The sequence below is a fragment of the Nocardia pseudobrasiliensis NBRC 108224 genome, from assembly GCF_001613105.1.
Classification (GTDB): domain Bacteria; phylum Actinomycetota; class Actinomycetes; order Mycobacteriales; family Mycobacteriaceae; genus Nocardia; species Nocardia pseudobrasiliensis.
The window spans coordinates 172,871-191,436 of the sequence record NZ_BDBS01000027.1; the positions used below are offsets into that span (position 1 = coordinate 172,871).

Annotated in this window: 12 protein-coding genes; 3 read left to right on the top strand and 9 right to left on the bottom strand. The window is 67.3% G+C overall.

The features are described from left to right. Nucleotides 1–25: 25 nt before the first annotated feature. The 4 genes from NP4_RS21720 to alaS are packed head-to-tail and all read right to left on the bottom strand — an operon-like array spanning nucleotide 26 to nucleotide 5,763. Nucleotides 26–886: a shikimate dehydrogenase gene (locus NP4_RS21720; protein WP_068000660.1), complete on the bottom strand. Its 861-nt coding sequence runs from the start codon at nucleotides 884–886 to the stop codon at nucleotides 26–28. After that, on the bottom strand, nucleotides 834–2,540 hold the full coding sequence (locus NP4_RS21725; protein ID WP_068000663.1) for an endolytic transglycosylase MltG: 1,707 nt from the start codon (nucleotides 2,538–2,540) through the stop codon (nucleotides 834–836). Before NP4_RS21725 ends, NP4_RS21720 begins: the two co-directional genes overlap by 53 nt. Beyond that, complete coding sequence (gene ruvX, locus NP4_RS21730; protein WP_068000666.1) at nucleotides 2,537–3,100, bottom strand: Holliday junction resolvase RuvX; 564 nt, start codon at nucleotides 3,098–3,100, stop codon at nucleotides 2,537–2,539. The genes NP4_RS21725 and ruvX overlap by 4 nt, the downstream gene beginning before the upstream one ends. Beyond that, nucleotides 3,100–5,763: an alanine--tRNA ligase gene (gene alaS / locus NP4_RS21735; protein ID WP_068000754.1), complete on the bottom strand. Its 2,664-nt coding sequence runs from the start codon at nucleotides 5,761–5,763 to the stop codon at nucleotides 3,100–3,102. Before alaS ends, ruvX begins: the two co-directional genes overlap by 1 nt. A gap of 672 nt (nucleotides 5,764–6,435) precedes the next feature. On the opposite strand from alaS, the gene NP4_RS41075 reads away from it, so the two are divergent. Further along, nucleotides 6,436–8,475 carry a hypothetical protein gene (locus tag NP4_RS41075; protein ID WP_156524930.1) on the top strand — a complete coding sequence of 680 codons (2,040 nt, stop codon included), beginning with the start codon at nucleotides 6,436–6,438 and terminating at the stop codon, nucleotides 8,473–8,475. Nucleotides 8,476–8,798: 323 nt separating this feature from the next. On the opposite strand, the gene NP4_RS21750 is transcribed toward NP4_RS41075, so the two are convergent. The 3 genes from NP4_RS21750 to NP4_RS21760 form a co-directional block, all read right to left on the bottom strand. Continuing rightward, entirely contained in the window at nucleotides 8,799–10,145 is a 1,347-nt protein-coding gene (locus tag NP4_RS21750; protein WP_068000675.1) for a replication-associated recombination protein A, read from the bottom strand. Nucleotides 10,146–10,241: 96 nt separating this feature from the next. After that, on the bottom strand, nucleotides 10,242–11,222 hold the full coding sequence (locus tag NP4_RS21755) for a methyltransferase (RefSeq protein ID WP_082876088.1): 981 nt from the start codon (nucleotides 11,220–11,222) through the stop codon (nucleotides 10,242–10,244). Between the two features lie 360 nt (nucleotides 11,223–11,582). Beyond that, nucleotides 11,583–12,752: a phosphotransferase family protein gene (locus NP4_RS21760; RefSeq protein ID WP_068000678.1), complete on the bottom strand. Its 1,170-nt coding sequence runs from the start codon at nucleotides 12,750–12,752 to the stop codon at nucleotides 11,583–11,585. A 251-nt stretch (nucleotides 12,753–13,003) separates the two neighbouring features. Between NP4_RS21760 and NP4_RS41080 the strand changes: the two genes are divergently transcribed. Then, nucleotides 13,004–14,449, top strand: coding sequence for a hypothetical protein (locus NP4_RS41080; protein WP_114755576.1), 1,446 nt, complete (start codon nucleotides 13,004–13,006; stop codon nucleotides 14,447–14,449). Nucleotides 14,450–14,452: 3 nt separating this feature from the next. Here NP4_RS41080 and NP4_RS21770 read toward each other — a convergent pair whose 3' ends face one another. Together NP4_RS21770 and aspS are read right to left on the bottom strand one after the other, a co-directional pair. Continuing rightward, complete coding sequence (locus NP4_RS21770) at nucleotides 14,453–15,409, bottom strand: DUF389 domain-containing protein (RefSeq protein WP_082876090.1); 957 nt, start codon at nucleotides 15,407–15,409, stop codon at nucleotides 14,453–14,455. 153 nt (nucleotides 15,410–15,562) lie between these two features. Further along, nucleotides 15,563–17,359 (bottom strand): aspartate--tRNA ligase, encoded by a 1,797-nt coding sequence (aspS, locus tag NP4_RS21775; RefSeq protein WP_068000766.1) that lies wholly within the window; start codon nucleotides 17,357–17,359, stop codon nucleotides 15,563–15,565. Nucleotides 17,360–17,541: 182 nt separating this feature from the next. On the opposite strand from aspS, the gene ypfJ reads away from it, so the two are divergent. Beyond that, nucleotides 17,542–18,450: a KPN_02809 family neutral zinc metallopeptidase gene (ypfJ, locus tag NP4_RS21780; protein WP_068000681.1), complete on the top strand. Its 909-nt coding sequence runs from the start codon at nucleotides 17,542–17,544 to the stop codon at nucleotides 18,448–18,450. The last annotated feature ends 116 nt before the right edge of the window (nucleotides 18,451–18,566 follow it).

The window sequence follows — 18,566 nt, forward strand, 5'->3', positions numbered from 1 at the left end:
GAACTCGGAAAAACAGTAACCGGTATCAGTTGTCCAATGCGGCAGCCATCGCCTGGCGTGGCGCGGGTTTCCCGGTGAACTGCTCGACCTGTCCGTAGGCCTGATTCAACAGCATCTGCAATCCGCTGATCACGGTATTTCCCGCATGAGACACGGCCAGCGCCAACGGGGTCGGCCATGGGTTGTAGATGGCGTCGAGGACCACCGGCGCGGCGGCGACCGCCTCGGCGACAGCGGCGGCCCCTTCGGCGGGGACCGTGCTGACCACCGCGTCCGCGTCCGCGCACACTCCGCGCAGGGCCGCGACGTCGAAGCCGATCACCGTGACCGCCATACCGAGTCGCTCGGCCAGTTCCCGGGTGCTCGCGGCCCGGCCCGCGTCCCGCGCGACGATGGTCACCGCCCGCGAACCCAGCTCCGACAGCGCCAGCAGCGCGGGTCGCGCGGTACCACCCGCGCCCAGCACCACGGTCCGCTCGACCTTCTCGACCCCACCGCCCTGCAGCGCGCCGCGCACGCCGTCGACATCGGTGCAGTCGGCGCGCCAGCCGGTCTCGGTGTGCACCAGCGTATTCGCCGATTCGGCGAGCACCGCGCGCTCGGTGCGCTCGTCGGCGTAGTCGAGGGCGGCGACCTTACCGGGCATGGTCACCGACAGTCCGACCCATTCGGGACCGAATCCGTCGACCAGACCGGGCAATTGCTCGGCCGTACATTCGATGCGCTCGTAACTCCAGTCGAGTCCGAGCGCCCGATAGGCCGCGAGATGCAGTTGCGGCGAGCGTGAATGCGAGACCGGGCTGCCGAGGACCGCCGCCCGCCGACTCGCCGAATCAGTTTCCTTTGCCACTGTCGAGAATTCCGCTCTGCTGGGCGCGCTGGACATTGCGCAGATGTTCGCTGTAGCTGTCGGTGAACACGGTCGTGCCCTGCTTGTCGACCGTCACGAAGTACAGCCACTTGCCCTGCTCGGGATTCTCCATGGCCTTCAGCGCGGGCAGCGACGGCGAGGAGATCGGCCCGGCGGGCAATCCGGGCATGGCGTAGGTGTTCCACGGGGTCGCGCGCGACCGATCCTCTTCGGTGGTCGCGACCTCGGTGCGGTCGAGGGTGTAGTTCACGCTCGAATCGAACCGCAACTTGTGGTCATCGGAGACGAGACGGTTCAGGATCACCCGCGCGACCTTGGGCATGTCCTTGGGTTGCGCCTCGCGTTCGACCATCGACGCGGCGATCAGCGTCTGATACGGATCCAGATTGTTCGCCCCGCCGGACTGCAACAGCCCGGTCGATTCATAACTCTTCGCGCTCTGGCCGATCAGCTGGCTCAGGATGTGCGCGGGTGAGGCGGTGGGATCGAAATCCCAAGCGCCCGCGGCGATCAGGCCCTCGAGTTGACGGCTGCGATCGGGCACCTTGCGCACCGAATCCACCGCCCAGGCCGGCACGCCCAGCGCGGTCAGATCGGTACCCGCCGCGGCCTCGGCCAATTGTTCGGGAGTGACGCATTTCTTGTCACTGCCCGACCCCACACAGCTCGCATCGGAGATCTTGCCCAGAATGCCCTGATTACGAGCGCCGGTGGTCACATCGAACGAGTCCCGCAGCCGCTTTCCCTCGGGGATCACGACATTGCCGACCCGGTTCTGCTTCTCCAGCAGCGCCGCGACGGCATCGACGCCCTTGCTGTGCGTCGGAATCGCGTAGTAGCCGGGCTGCACCGAGGTCATACCCGCCGCATTGCGCACGGCCGCCTCGTAGAACGCGCCGGTACTCGCGACGACGCCCTTGTCGGCCATGGTCTGGGCGATCTGCTCGGAGGTGTCGCCGGAGCGGACCTGTACGACCGTGGGCGCACCGGCCGGACCCGCGAAATCCTCCGGCCCGCCCAGCTTGCCGACGAGTTTGTAGCCCGCGTACCCGCCCGCGGCCACGAACAGCACCGCGAAGATGCAGCCGAGCACCAACAGATTGCGCCGCCGCCGCTTACGTTCGGCCGCTTTGCGCGAGGCCGCCCGCGAGCGACGGCCGCGACCCTGTCCACGGGTCGAGCGCGCTCGCGATTCGGTTTTGCCCTTGGCGGCCCGGCCGCGCGGGCGGGTGACCTGTTCGGTGGCCTGGTCCCCCTCGTCCCAGTCCTCTTGATCCTCGCCGTCCCAGTCCTCGTATTGCTCGGCATGGCGGTCCGGGGACCGGACGTCGGTCTCCCAGTCCTCGCGGTCGTCCCAGACCTGCTCGTCGGTATCCCATTCGTCGGAGCGGCCGCGCGTGGTGGGCGCGGTCGAGCCGCGCTGGACCACGCGCCGACCGACCGAACTCGCGGATCGGGTCGGTGGCGGATCCTGGTCGTCGGTATAACGCGGGATGACGGTGGTGTCGTCCTCGTAGTCGTCCCACTCGTCGCCCGCCGCGGCATGCCGAGCGCCGTGGCCGCGCTGGGCCGGCTCGACATCGCCCCAGTCGTAGTCCGAACGCCGGTAGCGGCGCTGCTCGGTGCTCTGCCGAAGGCGCTCCTCGGCACGGGTCCAGCGGTCGTTCATCCGACCACCTCGCCGCCTGCGTCACCGGCCGACTTCAACACCGCACTCCGTTCGTCCAACCATCCCTGCAGGATCGAGACGGCCGCCGCCTGATCGATCACCTGCCGCTGCCCACGTGCGCGAACTCCGCTGTCCCGCAATGCACGTGCTGCAGATACCGTAGTCAAACGTTCGTCGGAAAGTCGTATCGGCACACCAGGAATCATGCGCCGCAAACGTTTCGCGTAGCCCACGGCGATCTTGGCAGAGGACCCGTTTTCCCCGCGTAACGTGCGGGGCAGGCCGACGATCACCTCGACGGCCTCATACTCCCGCACAATTTCGGCAATCCTGATCAAATCGGTCGGCTGCGCACCACTGTTCTTCGCGCGCGCCACCGTCTCCACGGGGGTCGCCAAGATGCCGTCCGGGTCGCTGGCGGCGACGCCGACGCGGACCGAACCCACATCGATGCCGAGGCGACGCCCCCGGCCGGGATCGGTATCGGCGCTGGGCCGCTCAGGTCCGATCTCGCCGGGGGGCGAATGCTCCGACGTGTCCGAGTTCTCGGAACTGTCCATCAGCCGGCGAGCTCGGCCACCCGTGCCCGCACCGCGGCCAGTCCGGCCGCGATTCCCGACGGATCGGCGCCGGCGCCCTGCGCCATCTCCGGCTTGCCGCCACCACGCCCGGCAATGCTCGGGCCGAACGCTGCGACCAGGTCACCGGCCTTGAACCCGAGTTCCTGGGCGGGCTTGTTGACCGTGACCACGAACGGCACCTTGCCGTCGGCATTGCCGAGCAGCACCACCACGGCGGGCTCACTGCCGAACCGGCCCCGGATATCGGTGGCCAGCGTGCGCAGATCGCCCGCGCCCACGCCCTCGGGCGCGGCGGCCGCGACCAGCAGCACGGTTCCGACCCGCTGGGCCTGGTCGACGAATGTGCCCGCCGAGGACAGCACCGCGGCCAGCTTGGTCCGCTCGAGTTCGCGCTCGGCGACCTTCAACCGTTCCACGAGCTGCTCGACCCGCGCGGGCACCTCCTCCGACGGCACCTTCAACGCCGACGCGACGCCCGCCAGCAACGCCCGCTCCTTGGCCAGATACCGGTAGGAATCCAGGCCGACGAACGCCTCCACGCGCCGCACACCCGAACCCACCGACGATTCACCCAGCAGCGTGATCGGACCGATCTGCGACGAGTGTCCGACATGGGTGCCACCGCACAGCTCCATCGAGAACGGGCCGCCGATCTCCACGACCCGCACTTCGTCGCCGTAGTTCTCCCCGAACAGCGCCATCGCGCCCATGGCCTTGGCCTTGGGCAGATCGGTGACGAAGGTGTTCACCGGGAAATCCGCGCCGACCGCGTCATTGGACACGACCTCGATCTGTTCCTTCTGCGCCTCGCTGAGCTGACCCTGCCAGTTGAAGTCGAACCGCAGATACCCCGGCTTGTTCAACGAACCGGCCTGTACCGCGTTGGGGCCCAGCACCTGCCGCAGCGCGGCATGCACCATATGCGTGCCCGAATGTCCCTGCGTCGCACCACGCCGCCACGCCGGATCCACCTGAGCCAGCACGGCATCGCCCTCGGTGATCTGACCCGCCTCGACGGTCGCCTTGTGCGTCCACAACATCTTGGCGATCTTCTGCACGTCATCGACCCGCAGCTTCAATCCACTCGCGGTGATCGTGCCACGATCGGCGATCTGACCACCCGACTCCGCGTACAACGGGCTGCGATCCAGGATCACCTCCACGTCTTGCCCCGCGGTCGCGGTCGGCACCCGCACACCATCGACGATCAACGCGAGAACCTTGGCCTCGGTGGCCAGTTCGTCGAACCCGGTGAACTCCGTCGCGCCCCGATCCACCAGCTCCTTGTAGACGGTCAGATCCGCATGCGCGTGCTTACGCGACTGCGCATCCTCCTTGGCACGCTGCCGCTGCTCGGCCATCAACGACCGGAACCCCGCCTCGTCCACCTCGAGACCCGCCTCCGCGGCCATCTCCAGCGTCAGATCGATCGGGAAACCATAGGTATCGTGCAGCGTGAAAGCCTCCGAACCGCCGATCCGCTTGCCGCCCTTGGCCTTCACCTCGTCGACCGTCTCGTCGAACAGCTTGGTGCCGGTGCTGAGCGTCTTGAGGAACGCCGTCTCCTCGCCGACGGCCACATTCTCGATGCGCTTGAAATCGGTGGCCAGTTCCGGATACGACGGCGACATCAGTTCGCTGACGACCTTCATGAATTCGGCCATAACCGGCTTGTCGGCGCCCAGCAGCCGGGCCGAGCGCACGATTCGGCGCAGCAGACGGCGCAGGACGTAACCGCGGCCGTCGTTACCCGGGTTCACGCCGTCGGCGATCAGCATGGCCGCGGTGCGGGCATGGTCGGCGATGACACGGAAGCGCACATCGTCGGTGTGCTCTACACCGTAGTTCTTACCGGTCAGCGCCTCGGCCGCGACGATGATCGGACGCAGCAGATCGGTTTCGTAGACGTTGTCCACGCCCTGCAACAGGAACGCCACGCGCTCGACGCCCATACCGGTGTCGATGTTCTTCTTGGGCAGCGGTCCGAGGATGTCGAAGTCGTCCTTGCCGCGACCCTCGCCCCGCTCGTTCTGCATGAACACGAGGTTCCAGATTTCGAGGTAGCGATCCTCATCGGCCTCCGGACCGCCGTCGCGACCGTATTCGGGGCCGCGATCGAAGTAGATCTCCGAGCACGGGCCGCACGGGCCCGGAATGCCCATCGACCAGTAGTTGTCGGCCATGCCCCGGCGCTGGATGCGCTCGGACGGCACGCCGATCGAGAGCCAGATCTGCTCGGCCTCGTCATCGTCGAGATAAACGGTGACCCACAGTCTTTCGGGATCGAAGCCGTAACCGCCGTCCTCGACGCTGTTGGTCAGCAGCGACCAGGCCAGTTCGATCGCACCGCGCTTGAAGTAGTCGCCGAAGCTGAAGTTGCCCGCCATCTGGAAGAAGGTGTTGTGGCGGGTGGTGATGCCGACGTTTTCGATGTCGAGGGTGCGCACGCACTTCTGCACGCTGGTGGCCGTGGCGAACGGCGGCGTCTGCTGCCCGAGGAAGTACGGGACGAACTGGACCATGCCCGCATTGACGAACAGCAGGTTCGGGTCGGCCAGGATCAGCGAAGCACTGGGTACCTCGGTGTGCCCGGCACGGACGAAGTGGTCCAGGAAGCGCCGTCGAATCTCGTGGGTCTGCACAACCATCCAGCCTACCGGGCCAGGTCCAACCGGATTTCATGGGACGCGGCCCGGACGGGTGGACGGGGATCCGACGGATCGGGCCAATGTGAAACGATGTGGTTTAAATCACTGCCGGAACGGGGTCGCTATATGTGATCCTGAATGTTGCAGGAAGTAGCTGAACGATTGCTCGACTCCGACAAATGGAACGCGGAGTAGGAGAAAGGTTCCAGCAATGGCAGTACACGGCAGGGATGGCCTGTCGATATGGCACTTCCATGGGTTGTGCGGTATCGAGTCGGCGACCGCCGCCGCCGTGTCGACAGCCCGGTATCGCGCATTCGGCGTTCCGGCGCGAGCGCAGGGGTCAAGGAAGCGGCCCCTCGCTCCGATCGGCGCAGCGACTTTCCATCCGAGCATCCGCCGAGGTCGAAGAGGGTTCGACCGCCGCTAGCCCGAGCGACCGTCGGCGCGCATTTCCCACTCGGATCGCTGCACCGCAGTACGACTTCGTCGAAAGGAATCGGCATCACCAATTCACCGGGCGCATTGCGCCCAAAATGTGAAGTGAGACCGTTTCATACTCTTCTTCTCACATAAGCGAATTCCCATTCGCACTCAGGAGAAATGATGAACATCTCGAAAGGATGGGGACGGAAGGCACTGTGGTCCGTCGCCACACTGCTACTGATGGCGGCGCCGGTCGCCGCCTCCGCACATAACGCGCCACTGGCCCATGCCGGCGAAATCGAGCTGCCCGCAATAGATCTGACACCGCCGATCGACCTGGGCCAGGTGCAGGCGCCACAGATCGACCTGCCGAGGATCGATATCCCGCGGTCCGAGGTGATTCCGCCGATCGACATCCCGACCAACGCGCTGCCGCCGGTGGTCAACCAATTGCTCCCGCAGGTCCTCGACCAGCTGGGCCAGCAGGCCGAGCGGTTACAGGGCCCGCCCCCAGCCGGTCCACCGCCCGTGAACGCGGCGCCTCCGGCCGATCAGGCGCTGGCCAATTCGGCCCCGGCGGGCGGCGGTTCCGATCCGGCGTCCTCGGGCGCTCAGCCGGGACCGGCTCCCCAGGCGAGCCCTCCACCCGATACCCGCGGGTCTGGTGATGCCGCGCCGCCGTCGGGCGAAGCGCCGAACAATGTGGCCGACAACCCTTCACAAGCAAACGGTCAGCAATCAACTGACCAGCCGCAGGCGAACGGACCCTCGAATGGCAGCGGCAATCAGCCGAAGGCGAGCGGACCGTCCAGCGATCGGCCGCAGGGCGACAGGCCACAGTCGAACAGCCAAACAGGCAACGCCAATGGCCCCGGCTACGGTCCGGGAAATGGCCCGGGCAATGGGAATGGGCCTGGAAACGGCCCGGGCAACGGAAACGGTCCCGGCAATGGCAACGGCAACGGCCAACCCCAGACCAGTGGGCCGTCCAACGGCCAACAAGGCAACAAGCCGCAATCGAACGGCCAGTCGGCCAATAAACCCCAGGCCAGCGGCCCCCGCCCGAACCAGCCGCGCGACAGCAAGCCCCAGTCCAACGGTCCCGGCAACCAGCCGCAGGCGAACGGTCCGTCGAACGGCGGTGCTCAGCCGCAGAGCAACGGCCAGCCCGGCGGCAATCACCCGCAGTCCAACGGCCCGACCAACCCCCCGCAAGGCGGCAACCAGCCGCAGGCGATGGGCCCGTCCAACCCTCAACCGGACGGCAACCGTCCGCAGGCCAATGGCCCGTCCAATGGCCAATCCGGCAACCAACCTCAAGCCAACGGCCCCTCGAACGGCCAACCCGGCAACCAACCCCAAGCCAGTGGACCTTCGAACAATCAACCGCAAGGCAACAACCCGCGGACCGATGGAGGTAGCCAACCTCGAGCCAGCGGCCCGTCGAACTCCCAGCCCGGCGGCAATCAGCCCCAGGCCGAAGGCCCGTCCGGCGGCAGCCAGCCGCGGGCGAACGGCCCGTCCGATGGTCCGTCGGAAGCCTCGATGTCGTCCGACCTCGGCGAGCGGCCGCCGCGCACCGGACCGTCGAATCCCCAACCGCAGGCCGAGGTTCCGCAGTCGGATTCGCTGATCGAACCCGCGCCGGTACCCAATGCTCCTGCGCCGCAAAGTGATATACGGGCTCCGAGTCCGCAGCCGAGCATTGTCGAACCGGCCCTCGACGAGCCGACCGTGCCGCAGGCACTCGGGCCGACCGTACAGGCGCAGTCGCTGAGCAGTCTGGTCCCGAAGCTGGACGGGGATTCCCTGCAACTACCCGAGCTGGATATGCCCGCCGTGCATATCCCCGAGGGACCCTTGACCACACCGAATCTGGATATCCCGGCGATCGAGATCCCGCCGATCGACCTGCCCGAACCGGATCTGTCACCCACCGAGATCGTGGGCGCGGCCATCGGCGCGGGTACGGGCGCGGCGATCGGAGCACCGCTGGGTGCGGCAGCGGGTGCGGTGACCGGAGCCCTCGCGGGTCCGGTGATCGGCGCGGTCGCGGGCACCGTCCTCGGTGAGGGCGTCGGAATCGAGGTCGGTCTGGAAACCGCGGGCATCTCGATCGTCGCCGGTGCGCCGCTGGGCGCGATCGCCGGTGCGGTCCTCGGTGAACCCCTGGGTATCGGCATCGGCGCGGTCGGCGGTGGTATCGCCGGGGCGGCGGCGGGCGCTGCCCTCGGTGGCGCGGCCGGCGCCGCACTGGGAAGTCTGGTGCCCGTGCCCTGATCCCCACCGATAGAGCGAAACCCATCGGATAGGACCGTCACCGGAACTCACTCGCCGAGAGCGCGCCTCGACAAGCGAGTACCGCACGGCCTACCGGTCCCGACCACAACAGCCATGGAGGTGATCACACACCGTCCGCGCAACGGTCCACACCGACCGAAAGCTCGAGACTCACTGTCGAACAAGAACATTCGACAATCCGAGCCTCGTCCGATCGATCGAAGGCCACGAGCGTGACGATGCGACCCCCGACAACAGGCCCCGCGGTTTCCGGGTGCGGCGTCAGCCTTCACCGCCCCCGGCGCGACGAGCCCGGCAGATGATCACTGCCCCCGAACTATCCGGCGCAGCTTCATCACCCGCGGCCCGATCTCCCGCTCGTAACCGTGATCGGTGGGCTGGTAATAATCGGTTCCGACCAGATCGTCGGGCGGATATTGCTGGGCGAGAACGCCATCGGGATGATCGTGCGGGTATTTGTACCCCTGCGCGTTCCCCAACCCGGCGGCGCCGGCGTAGTGACCGTCACGTAGATGCGGCGGTACGGCACCGGCCTTGCCCTGGCCGATATCGCTGAGCGCCGCGCCGATCGAGGCCGTGACCGAGCCCGACTTCGGCGCGGTGGCGACATGGATCGTGGCATGTGCGAGGGCCAGCTTGGCCTCCGGCATCCCGACCAGCTGCACCACCTGGGCCGCGGCGACCGCGGTCTGCAACGCCGTCGGGTCGGCCATACCGACATCCTCACTGGCCTGAATCATCAGTCGCCGGGCGATGAAGCGCGGATCCTCCCCCGCGCTGATCATCCGCGCCAGATAGTGCAGCGCGGCATCGACATCCGAGCCGCGCAGCGATTTGATGAACGCGCTGATCACGTCGTAATGCTGATCACCGGCGCGGTCATAGCGCACGGCCGCCTTGTCGACACTGGCCTCGACCAGGTCCACATCGACCTTGCCGTCCAGCGACGACTCCGCCGACGCCTCCAGCGCGGTCAGGGCGCGGCGCGCGTCACCGCCCGCGATCCGCACGATGTGATCCAGGGCCGCGTCGGTGACGTCGTATTCACCGCCGAGCCCGCGCGGATCCTCGATCGCCCGCCGCAGCACGACGCGAATATCGCTGTCCGACAGCGATTTCAGCTGTAGCACCAGCGACCGCGACAGCAGCGGCGACACCACCGAGAACGACGGATTCTCCGTTGTCGCCCCGACGAGCAGCACCACCCGGTTCTCCACCGCGGCCAGCAGCGCGTCCTGCTGGGTCTTGGAGAACCGGTGCACCTCGTCGATGAACAGCACGGTCTGCTCACCCGCCAGCAGCCGCCGCCGCGCGATCTCGATGACCGCCCGCACCTCCTTGACCCCGGCCGACAGCGCCGACAGCGCCTCGAATCGGCGGCCGGTGGCATGGGAGATCAACGAGGCGAGGGTGGTCTTGCCGGTTCCGGGCGGACCGTAGAGCAGCACCGACGCCGCCCCCGAACCCTCCACGAGCCGCCGCAGCGGCGAGCCGGGTCCGAGCAGATGCTGCTGTCCGACCACCTCGTCGAGATTCGCGGGCCGCATGCGCACCGGCAGCGGCACATGGTCGCCCGCCCCGCGGAACTCGACCGCACCCCCGCTGGTCTCGGGTTCCGCACCGGGCGCATCGAACAATCCGTCACTCACGACGACGCCGCCTCGCCGCCCACGACGCGCTGTATCGCTGGTTCGCTCACGCATTCGACCGTACCGCCCAGGTCCGACAGGGTGAGCGCCGCCGTCTCAGATCGGGCGCGCCTCGAGTATCTCGTCCACGCCCGCCGTACGCACCCGACGGACCAGTTCGAAGCCGTTGGCCGCCAGCAGCTCCCGATATTCCCGCTCGGTGCGTTCGCGGCCGCCCGCGGTGAGCAGTATCTCCAGATCCAGCAGGGTGCCGAAGCCGCGCTCGGGCTCCTCGTCCAGAACCATCTCGATGAGCAGCAGCCGCGCGGAATCGGACATCGCCGCGCGCACGGTCCGCAGGATGTGCGCGGCCCTGTCCTCCACCCAGTCGTGAATGATGTGTTTGAGGATGTAGGCATCCCCGCCCGCGGGCACCTCGTCGAAGAACGACCCGGTGACGATGGCGCACCGATCGGCCAGACCGCGCTCGGCCAGCAGTTCCGGCACCGGGGCCAGCACATCGGGCAGATCGAACAGCACACCGCGAGTTCCGGGCGTGCGGGTCAGAATTTCGGTGAGCAGCCGCCCGTGCCCGCCCGCGATATCGACGATGGTGCCGAAGCCGGAGAAATCATAGGCCGCCAGCGTCGGTTCCAGCGCCGCCACGGAGAATTCCGTCATCGCCGTATCGAATACCTCGCCGAATGCCCGATCCTTTTGGATGTAATCGAAGAACGGCATGCCGTAGAGCAGTTCCGCGGCCGACTCCCCCGTGCGCACGACGGTCGGTAACAGACCCCACAGTCCGATCGCCTTGGGATCGCCGACGAACCGCGCCAGCGCACGCACCGAATCCGGCGCATCACCGCGCAGCGGTTCCGCAAGCGAATTCAGCGCATAGACGTTGTCGCTACAGGAGAAAATCCCCTCCGCCAGCAATGGCCGCAACATCCGCCGCAGGTGATCCGGCTGCGCGCCCACCCGGGCGGCCAATTCCTCCAGCGGCAACGGCCCGTCCGCCAGTACGTCGGCAATGCCGAGTTCGGCCGCGGTGCACAAGATCTGGGCCAGAAACGAACCCTGGATGATGCCGAGCAACAGCGCCGAGGGTGGGGGCGTCGGAGTTCCGGACGGTGGGCCTTGCCGAGTCGAGGGCACAGCGGGTGTCGTCGACGTCGCCGAAGCAGACAAACGGGGCGAACTCGACGAGGCGAGAGTTGTCGCAACCGGTTCCGCCAAAGGCGAGCCAACAGAGGGCGACGTGCCGGACAGGATGCCGCGAATCCGTCCCAGCAGGCTGAGGACGGCCGACGGCGAAATAGTGGAACGGCCGATCGGCATCGTGCAATCCCCCTACGAACGGCGGCGAATCGGTTGACCAGAACGCCCGTCCAGTCTGCCTCACCGAATCGTCCGCTCGGGGCGGATCTGTCCGAATTTCCGCGGCGGCCGCCGCCCCTATTCCTCCCAGTACTCCTCGAGGGTCGCCGACACGTGCTCGGCGAAATCGCCCAGCGGATCGTCACCGGTGCAGCGCGCGTCCTCGGCGAGCGCGGCCCAGCGGTTGATCAGGGCCGCCGAGCGCGGTACCGAGAGGCCGTGCTCGCGAGCGGCGGCGATGCGGGTGTGATCGGCGGGCAGGAACCAGTAGGTGGTCAACCACACCCAGATCAGCCGGGCCTCGAGTATGCGCTCGGCCAGCAGGGTGTCGTCGGCGAGCGCGGGCCATACGCCCACGACCTCCGAACGCCACGCCTCGACCATCTGCCGGGCCCGCTCGCGCGACAACTCGAAATCGCACAGACAGCCCGGGAAGGAGACCAGGGCGTAGGCGATATCGAGGGTGGCGTCGCGGAAACCGCCCCACTCGTAGTCCAGGAACCGCGCACCCTCGTCGTTGAGGATGACATTGTCCGGGCACAGGTCCGACGGACTGAACGCGCGGAAGCGACCCGCCGAGAACAGTCGGTTGCCGCGCACGATCCGCTCGGCGATCTCGCCGGGCACCTCGATTCCCAACTCGCGCAAAAGCAGTCCGGGCACCTCGTTGATCGCCGACTCGGCCTGCTGGCCGATGCCGTCGACGCGGTGCGACACGTCGACCCGGCGCAGCAGCGCCACGAAGTCGGCCTCGCGCCCGACGGTGGCGGCGTGCATGCGGCCCAGCGCCTGCGCGAACGCCATCAGCGCATTGCGCATGGCGGGCTCGGAGCCCGCGTGTAGCACCGGGGTGAGGGAGGTGTTCTCCCCTAGGTCGCTGAGGATCAGCAACCGGTCCGGCAGGCTGTGGGCGAGCAGGTAGGCGCCGGGGCGGTGTCGGCTCGACAGTGCGGTGGTGAATTGGTAGGACACCGCTTCACGTAGGAAGGCCGAGTCGATACTGGCCACCCCCGGTGCCAGGCCGCCGATCCGGCGATCCTGCGCGGCACCGCGGACCTGTTTGACGATCAAGGTCCGAGGAAGTGAAAAGGCGTTCTCCGCAACACGCACGCGTAATACCGTCGTTCTGCCACTGCCGCTGAGCTCTATCGGATCGCTCAGCTTTACCGGAGCACCCATTCGCTTTGTGAGCAACTGTTGTGCCGCGGACACGACTTCGGCGGCGCGTTCGGCCAATAGTGCGGTCATCGGATCCCAAGTTACTCGCTTCAGGTCACTTTCAGCGAGCGGTTGCGCAACCTTTCGCGCGTCGCTCGGCGTGTCTTTGTGAAGGGTTCGCTACCGCGTGTGATGTTCGACGGGTATCACGAACTCTCCCGCCCGCGGTGTATCGCGGACATCCGACTGCCGGTCGCTTGACACAATCTGGCCGGTCCGGTTGTCTCATCGTCAACTGCTCTGCGCCGCACCGCAACCCAGGCGATTCGAAAGGTCCCGACATGGCCGACACGCCGAAGCCCGTTCCCGGCGACACGCCTGGCGAGGGTGGTGACGAGCGGCACTCGGGGCGTTCCGGACAGCAGCCAGCGCCGAGCGGTCCGCACGGTCGGCACCAGATGCCGGGTGCGGCGGGATATCCGCAGTTCGAGGGACCGGGTGCGCCGCAATACGGAAGTGAACAGGTCGAACCGCCGCCGCCGGTGACGGGTGCGGTTCCGCCGCCATCGGTTTCGGGAACGCGGCCCGCCCCTGGACAACAGGCTCATGGACAGAGCGGTTCCGGACAACAGGTTTACGGACAGGCGGGGTCTTCGCACGGCTACGAACAGCCTGGATCTGCGCAGAGTTACGGGCAGCCTGGGCCTTCGCAGGGCTACGGACAACCCGGATCTCCGCAAAGCTTCGGGCAACCCGGGTCTGCGCAGAGTTACGGACAGCCCGGGTCTGCGCAGAGTTACGGACAGCCCGGGTCTGCGCAGAGTTACGGGCAGGCCGCGTCCTCGCAGGGTTACGGACAGTCCGCATCCGAACAGCAGGATTACGGTGCGCCCATACCTCAGCCGGGCTACGGGCAGACCGGCTCCGAGCAGACGTACGGGCAGCCCCCGCACCAACAGGGTTACGGCCGGTCCACTTCCGAGCAGGGCTATGGACAGCCCACCGCCGAGCAGCAAGCCTATGGACCGTCCACCTTCGATCAACAGCCTTACGGCCAGCCGACTTACGGCCCCGCCGGTTCCTATCCCGCGCCCGGCGAGGCGCCGCCGGGATGGTCACCCGCGGGCGCATCCTCCTACGGACAGCAGCCCTACGGATATCCAGGGGCCCCGGCCACGCTGAGTATCGGTCGTGCCCTCGGATACGGCTGGGATCGCTTCCGCGCCAATCCGATTCCGTGGGTCGCGATCACACTGGTCGGCTTCCTCGCCTATGTGGCGGTCACACTGGTGATCCGGCTCAGCGCGGTCGACTCGGTATTACCGCTGGTGCTGCTCGCCCTGGTGGTCGCGGTGGTGGTCTGGTTGTTGCAGGCGGCCATGATTCGCGGGGCACTTTCCGAAACCGACGGCACCCCACCGGATTTCCAGGCCTTCTTCGGCTTCGTGAACGCGGGCAACGTTCTGATCACGGCGTTGATCGTCTTCGTCGCCGCCTGGGTGTTCGCGATCCTGCTGGTGATTCCCGGCCTGATCGTGCTGTATCTGTGCATGTTCGCCCTGCATTTCGTGATCGACCAGGACCAGGGCCCGTTCACCGCGATCAAATCCAGTGCCCAACTGGTCTTCTCGAATTTCGGCCCGACGCTGCTGCTGGCGCTGGCCGTGGCGGTGCTGACGTTCCTGGCGACGCTGTTGTGCGGCGTCGGCCTGCTGATCGTCGGCCCGATGACGATCATCGCCGTCACCTACACCTACCGATTCCTCACCGGCGGCCTGATCGCCTGAACCTCAACGGCTCGCGGCGAACGACCGCTTCAGCCGATGCATCGGCCCGCCCTCGCGGCCGTGGCCGGGGCGCAGCTGCAGCACGATGACCCCGGCCACCACGATGCCGACCATATTCACGGCGAGCTGCCCCACCGACATGAACGCCTTGTCCCATTCCCCCAGAGTCGCTGCCACCGCGGCGTAGCCAGCGGCGGGAATCGTGGTGACCGAGATGAACACCCCGACCAGCGCGGAGGATTTCGAGGTCACCAGCGACAGCATTCCCGCCGCGCCCGCCAGGAGCGCGACCACCAGGGAGAACGGCCCCACCTCGTAGATGAAGTCCACATTGTGGCTGTCGTTGACGCTGCTCACCGTGATCCAGCCGAGATGCTCCCAAATCAACGACGCCAGCACGGCGATGCCCATGGCCACCGGGAATCCGGTCAGCAACGCCAGCGCCGAACGCCGGGCGAGCCGGAAATCCTTGCGCACCAACGAGACCGCGATCGCCGCCAGCGGCCCGAACTCCGGCCCGACCACCATGGCCCCGACGACCGTCACCGGCGAGTCCGTGGCCACACCCACCACCGCGAGCAGGCATGCGAGGGTGATGAAGGCCAGGAATGTCGGGTTGAGCGTGGATTCCTCCTGGGTCTGGGCGAGCAGTTCCTCCCAGACCACCGCGTCCGCGGGATCGCCCGGCGCGGCCTCGACCGCCCGATCGGCCGCCTCGGAAAGCGACGTTTCGACCGGATCGAGAATGATGCCGCCCATGCGCTGAACACCCAACGCCGACAACGCCTCGAGCACCTCATTGGCCGACTCCCGCGCGACGTAGGCCTCCAGCACATCGCCCACCGGTTCAACCGCCGCACCCCGCTGCACCGTGATCAACGTCGCGCCGGATTCGGCGCGCAGCATCGAAACGGCGGCGGCTGTTGTCTCCGGCGGACAGATCACGCGAACATGCAGCACCGTAACCCCTTGAACGTGAGTCGACTACGGCACCGGACGGTTCCGCGGGTGCAGATTATCGGCTCACGCCGCGACCACGGCGGACGGCACCGCCGGGCGCGAGTACGCATCGCATGTGCCAACGACACCCGGCGGTACGGACTCGCGCCTCGACTACTTCTTCGCCGCCGCGCCGATCGGGTTGCCGTGCTCGTCGAGCACCACGTCCAAGCCCGCTTCCTTGCGCTGCTGCCCGGTGATCGGGGTGGGGGCGTCGGTCAGCGGGTCGACGCCGCCGCCGGACTTCGGGAAGGCGATGACCTCGCGGATGGATTCGACACCGGCCAGCAGCGCGGTGATGCGATCCCAGCCGAAGGCGATGCCGCCCATGGGCGGAGCGCCGAACGAGAAGGCGTCGAGCAGGAAGCCGAACTTGTCCTTGGCCTCCTCGGGACCGATGCCCATGACCTTGAACACCCGCTCCTGCACGTCACGGCGATGGATACGAATGGAACCGCCGCCGATCTCATTGCCGTTGCAGACGATGTCGTAGGCGTAGGCCAGCGCCGAACCCGGATCGCTGTCGAAGGTGTCCACCGATTCCGGCCGGGGCGAGGTGAAGGCGTGGTGCACGGCGGTCCAGGCCGAATGGCCCAGGGCCACATCGCCGCTGGCGGTCGCGTCGGCGGCGGGCTCGAACATGGGCGCGTCCACGATCCACACGAAGGCCCAGGCGTTCTCATCGATCAGATCGCATTTGCGGGCGATCTCACCGCGGGCCGCGCCCAGCAGGGCACGGCTGGACTTGATCTCACCGGCGGCGAAGAACACGCAGTCGCCGGGCTCGGCGCCGACCTGCTTGGCCAAGCCCTCGCGCTCGGTGTCGGTGAGGTTCTTTGCGACCGGGCCGCCGAGGGTGCCGTCCTCGTTGAAGGTGATGTAGGCCAGACCCTTCGCACCGCGCTGCTTGGCCCATTCCTGCCAGGCGTCGAACTGCCGACGGGGCTGGCTCGCGCCGCCCGGCATGACAACCGCGCCGACATAGGGAGCCTGGAACACGCGGAACTGCGTGTCCTTGAAGTACTCCATCATCTCGGTGATCTCGATACCGAACCGCAGATCCGGCTTGTCGGAGCCGTAGCGACGCATGGCCTCCGCATAGGTCATATGCGCGATCGGCGTCGGAATCTCGTGACCGACCAGCTTCCACAGCGCGGTCAGGATGTCCTCGGCCAGCAGGATGACATCCTCCTGCTCGACGAAGCTCATCTCGATGTCGAGCTGGGTGAACTCGGGCTGGCGGTCGGCGCGGAAGTCCTCGTCGCGGTAGCAACGCGCGATCTGGTAGTAGCGCTCGATGCCGCCGACCATGAGCAGCTGCTTGAACAGCTGCGGCGACTGCGGCAGCGCGTAGAACTTGCCGGGCTGCAGGCGCGCGGGGACCAGGAAGTCGCGGGCGCCCTCCGGGGTGGACCGGGTCATGGTCGGGGTCTCGACCTCGACGAAGGCGTGCTCGGCCAGCACCTGGCGGGCGGCGGCGTTGACCTTGGAGCGCAACCGGATGGCGTGGGCCGGGCCCTCGCGGCGCAGATCCAGATAGCGGTACTTCAGCCGGGCTTCCTCGCCGGGCTCGTCATCGAGCTGGAACGGCAGCGGCGCGGCCTCGTTGAGCACCTCGAGTTCGGTGACGTTGACCTCGATGGCGCCGCTCGGCAGGTTCGGGTTCTCGCTGCCCGCGGGCCGCTGCTCGACCACGCCGGTGACCTTTACGCAGAACTCGTTGCGCAGCCGATGTGCCTGTTCGGCGGGCTCACCTTCACGGAACACCGCCTGCGCCACACCGGACGCATCGCGCAGATCGATGAAGATCACCCCACCGTGGTCTCGACGACGGGCCACCCATCCGGTGAGGGTGACGGTCAGACCGGCGTGCTCGCTTCGCAGCGAACCAGCCAAGTGGGTGCGCAGCACGGGATTCCTTTCGACGACTCGATGCACGACCAGGGACGCCTGGCGCGGTCCCATCCTAGTTAGACACGTTCGGCCGGGGGAAACCGATATCCGCCTGCCCGTGTCAAGCTTGACGTCGGGCCGCGCACCGAGCCGGATCGCGGGCCGATACGACGGACCGCACGCATACGAGAGAGCGAACGATGACCTTCAACGAGGGTATGGATATCGACCCGGAACGGGCCTCCTCGGGTGGTATGGGCCCCAAGCTCGCACTCGGCGGCGGCGGCGGTCTGATCGTGATCGTGCTGGCGCTGTTGTTCGGGGTCAATCCCGGCGATGTGGTCGGCAACCTGACCGGCGGGGGCAATCATCAGCAATCCGGCGGTGTGGACACCTCGATGTGCAAGACCGGCGCGGACGCGAACAAATACGTGCAGTGCCGCGTCGTGGCGACCGCGCAGAGCCTCGACGGCGTCTGGGGCGCGCAGCTGGCCAAGCAGACCAGTCGCCAGTACACCAAGCCGAAGCTGGTGCTGTTCACCGGTGCGGTGGGCACCGGCTGCGGCAATGCGACCAGCGCGGTGGGCCCGTTCTATTGCCCCGCCGACCGCAGCGCCTATTTCGACACCGGCTTCTTCCAGGAACTGGTCGACAAATTCGGCGCCAGCGGCGGCCCGCTGGCCCAGGAGTACGTGGTCGCCCACGAATTCGGCCATCACATCCAGAATCTGCTCGGCGATTCCGGTCGCGCCCAACGCGATCCGAAGGGCCCCGAATCCGGTTCGGTCCGCCTGGAACTGCAGGCCGACTGCTATGCGGGCATGTGGGCCTACTACGCCGACAAACAACCCATCTCGGCCACCAACAAGGAACCGTTCCTGAAGCCATTGAGCGACAAGGACATCCAAGACGCCCTCTCCGCCGCCTCCGCCGTCGGCGACGACCGCATCCAAAAGGCCTCCACCGGCCGAGTCAATCCCGAGGGCTGGACCCACGGCTCCTCCGCCGAACGGCAGAAATGGTTCCTGGCCGGATATCGGACAGGGCAGGTGCGCGCGTGCGACACATTCAATGCGCCCGACTTGAACAATCCGCCCGCACTGCGCTGAGGACATGTTCGCCTGCGGCGCCGCGGTATTGCCGACATGATCGGACGTGAGCGGGTATCGCCGACATGATCGGACGTGGACACGTATCGCCGACATGATCGGACGTGAGCGGGTAT

Coding starts and splice junctions, on each gene's coding strand:
- NP4_RS21720 (WP_068000660.1), bottom strand. CDS start 886: ATGTCCAGCGCGCCCAGCAGAGCGGAATTCTCGACAGTGGCAAAGGAA.
- NP4_RS21725 (WP_068000663.1), bottom strand. CDS start 2,540: ATGAACGACCGCTGGACCCGTGCCGAGGAGCGCCTTCGGCAGAGCACC.
- ruvX (WP_068000666.1), bottom strand. CDS start 3,100: ATGGACAGTTCCGAGAACTCGGACACGTCGGAGCATTCGCCCCCCGGC.
- NP4_RS41075 (WP_156524930.1), top strand. CDS start 6,436: ATGGCGGCGCCGGTCGCCGCCTCCGCACATAACGCGCCACTGGCCCAT.
- NP4_RS21760 (WP_068000678.1), bottom strand. CDS start 12,752: ATGACCGCACTATTGGCCGAACGCGCCGCCGAAGTCGTGTCCGCGGCA.
- NP4_RS41080 (WP_114755576.1), top strand. CDS start 13,004: ATGGCCGACACGCCGAAGCCCGTTCCCGGCGACACGCCTGGCGAGGGT.
- ypfJ (WP_068000681.1), top strand. CDS start 17,542: ATGACCTTCAACGAGGGTATGGATATCGACCCGGAACGGGCCTCCTCG.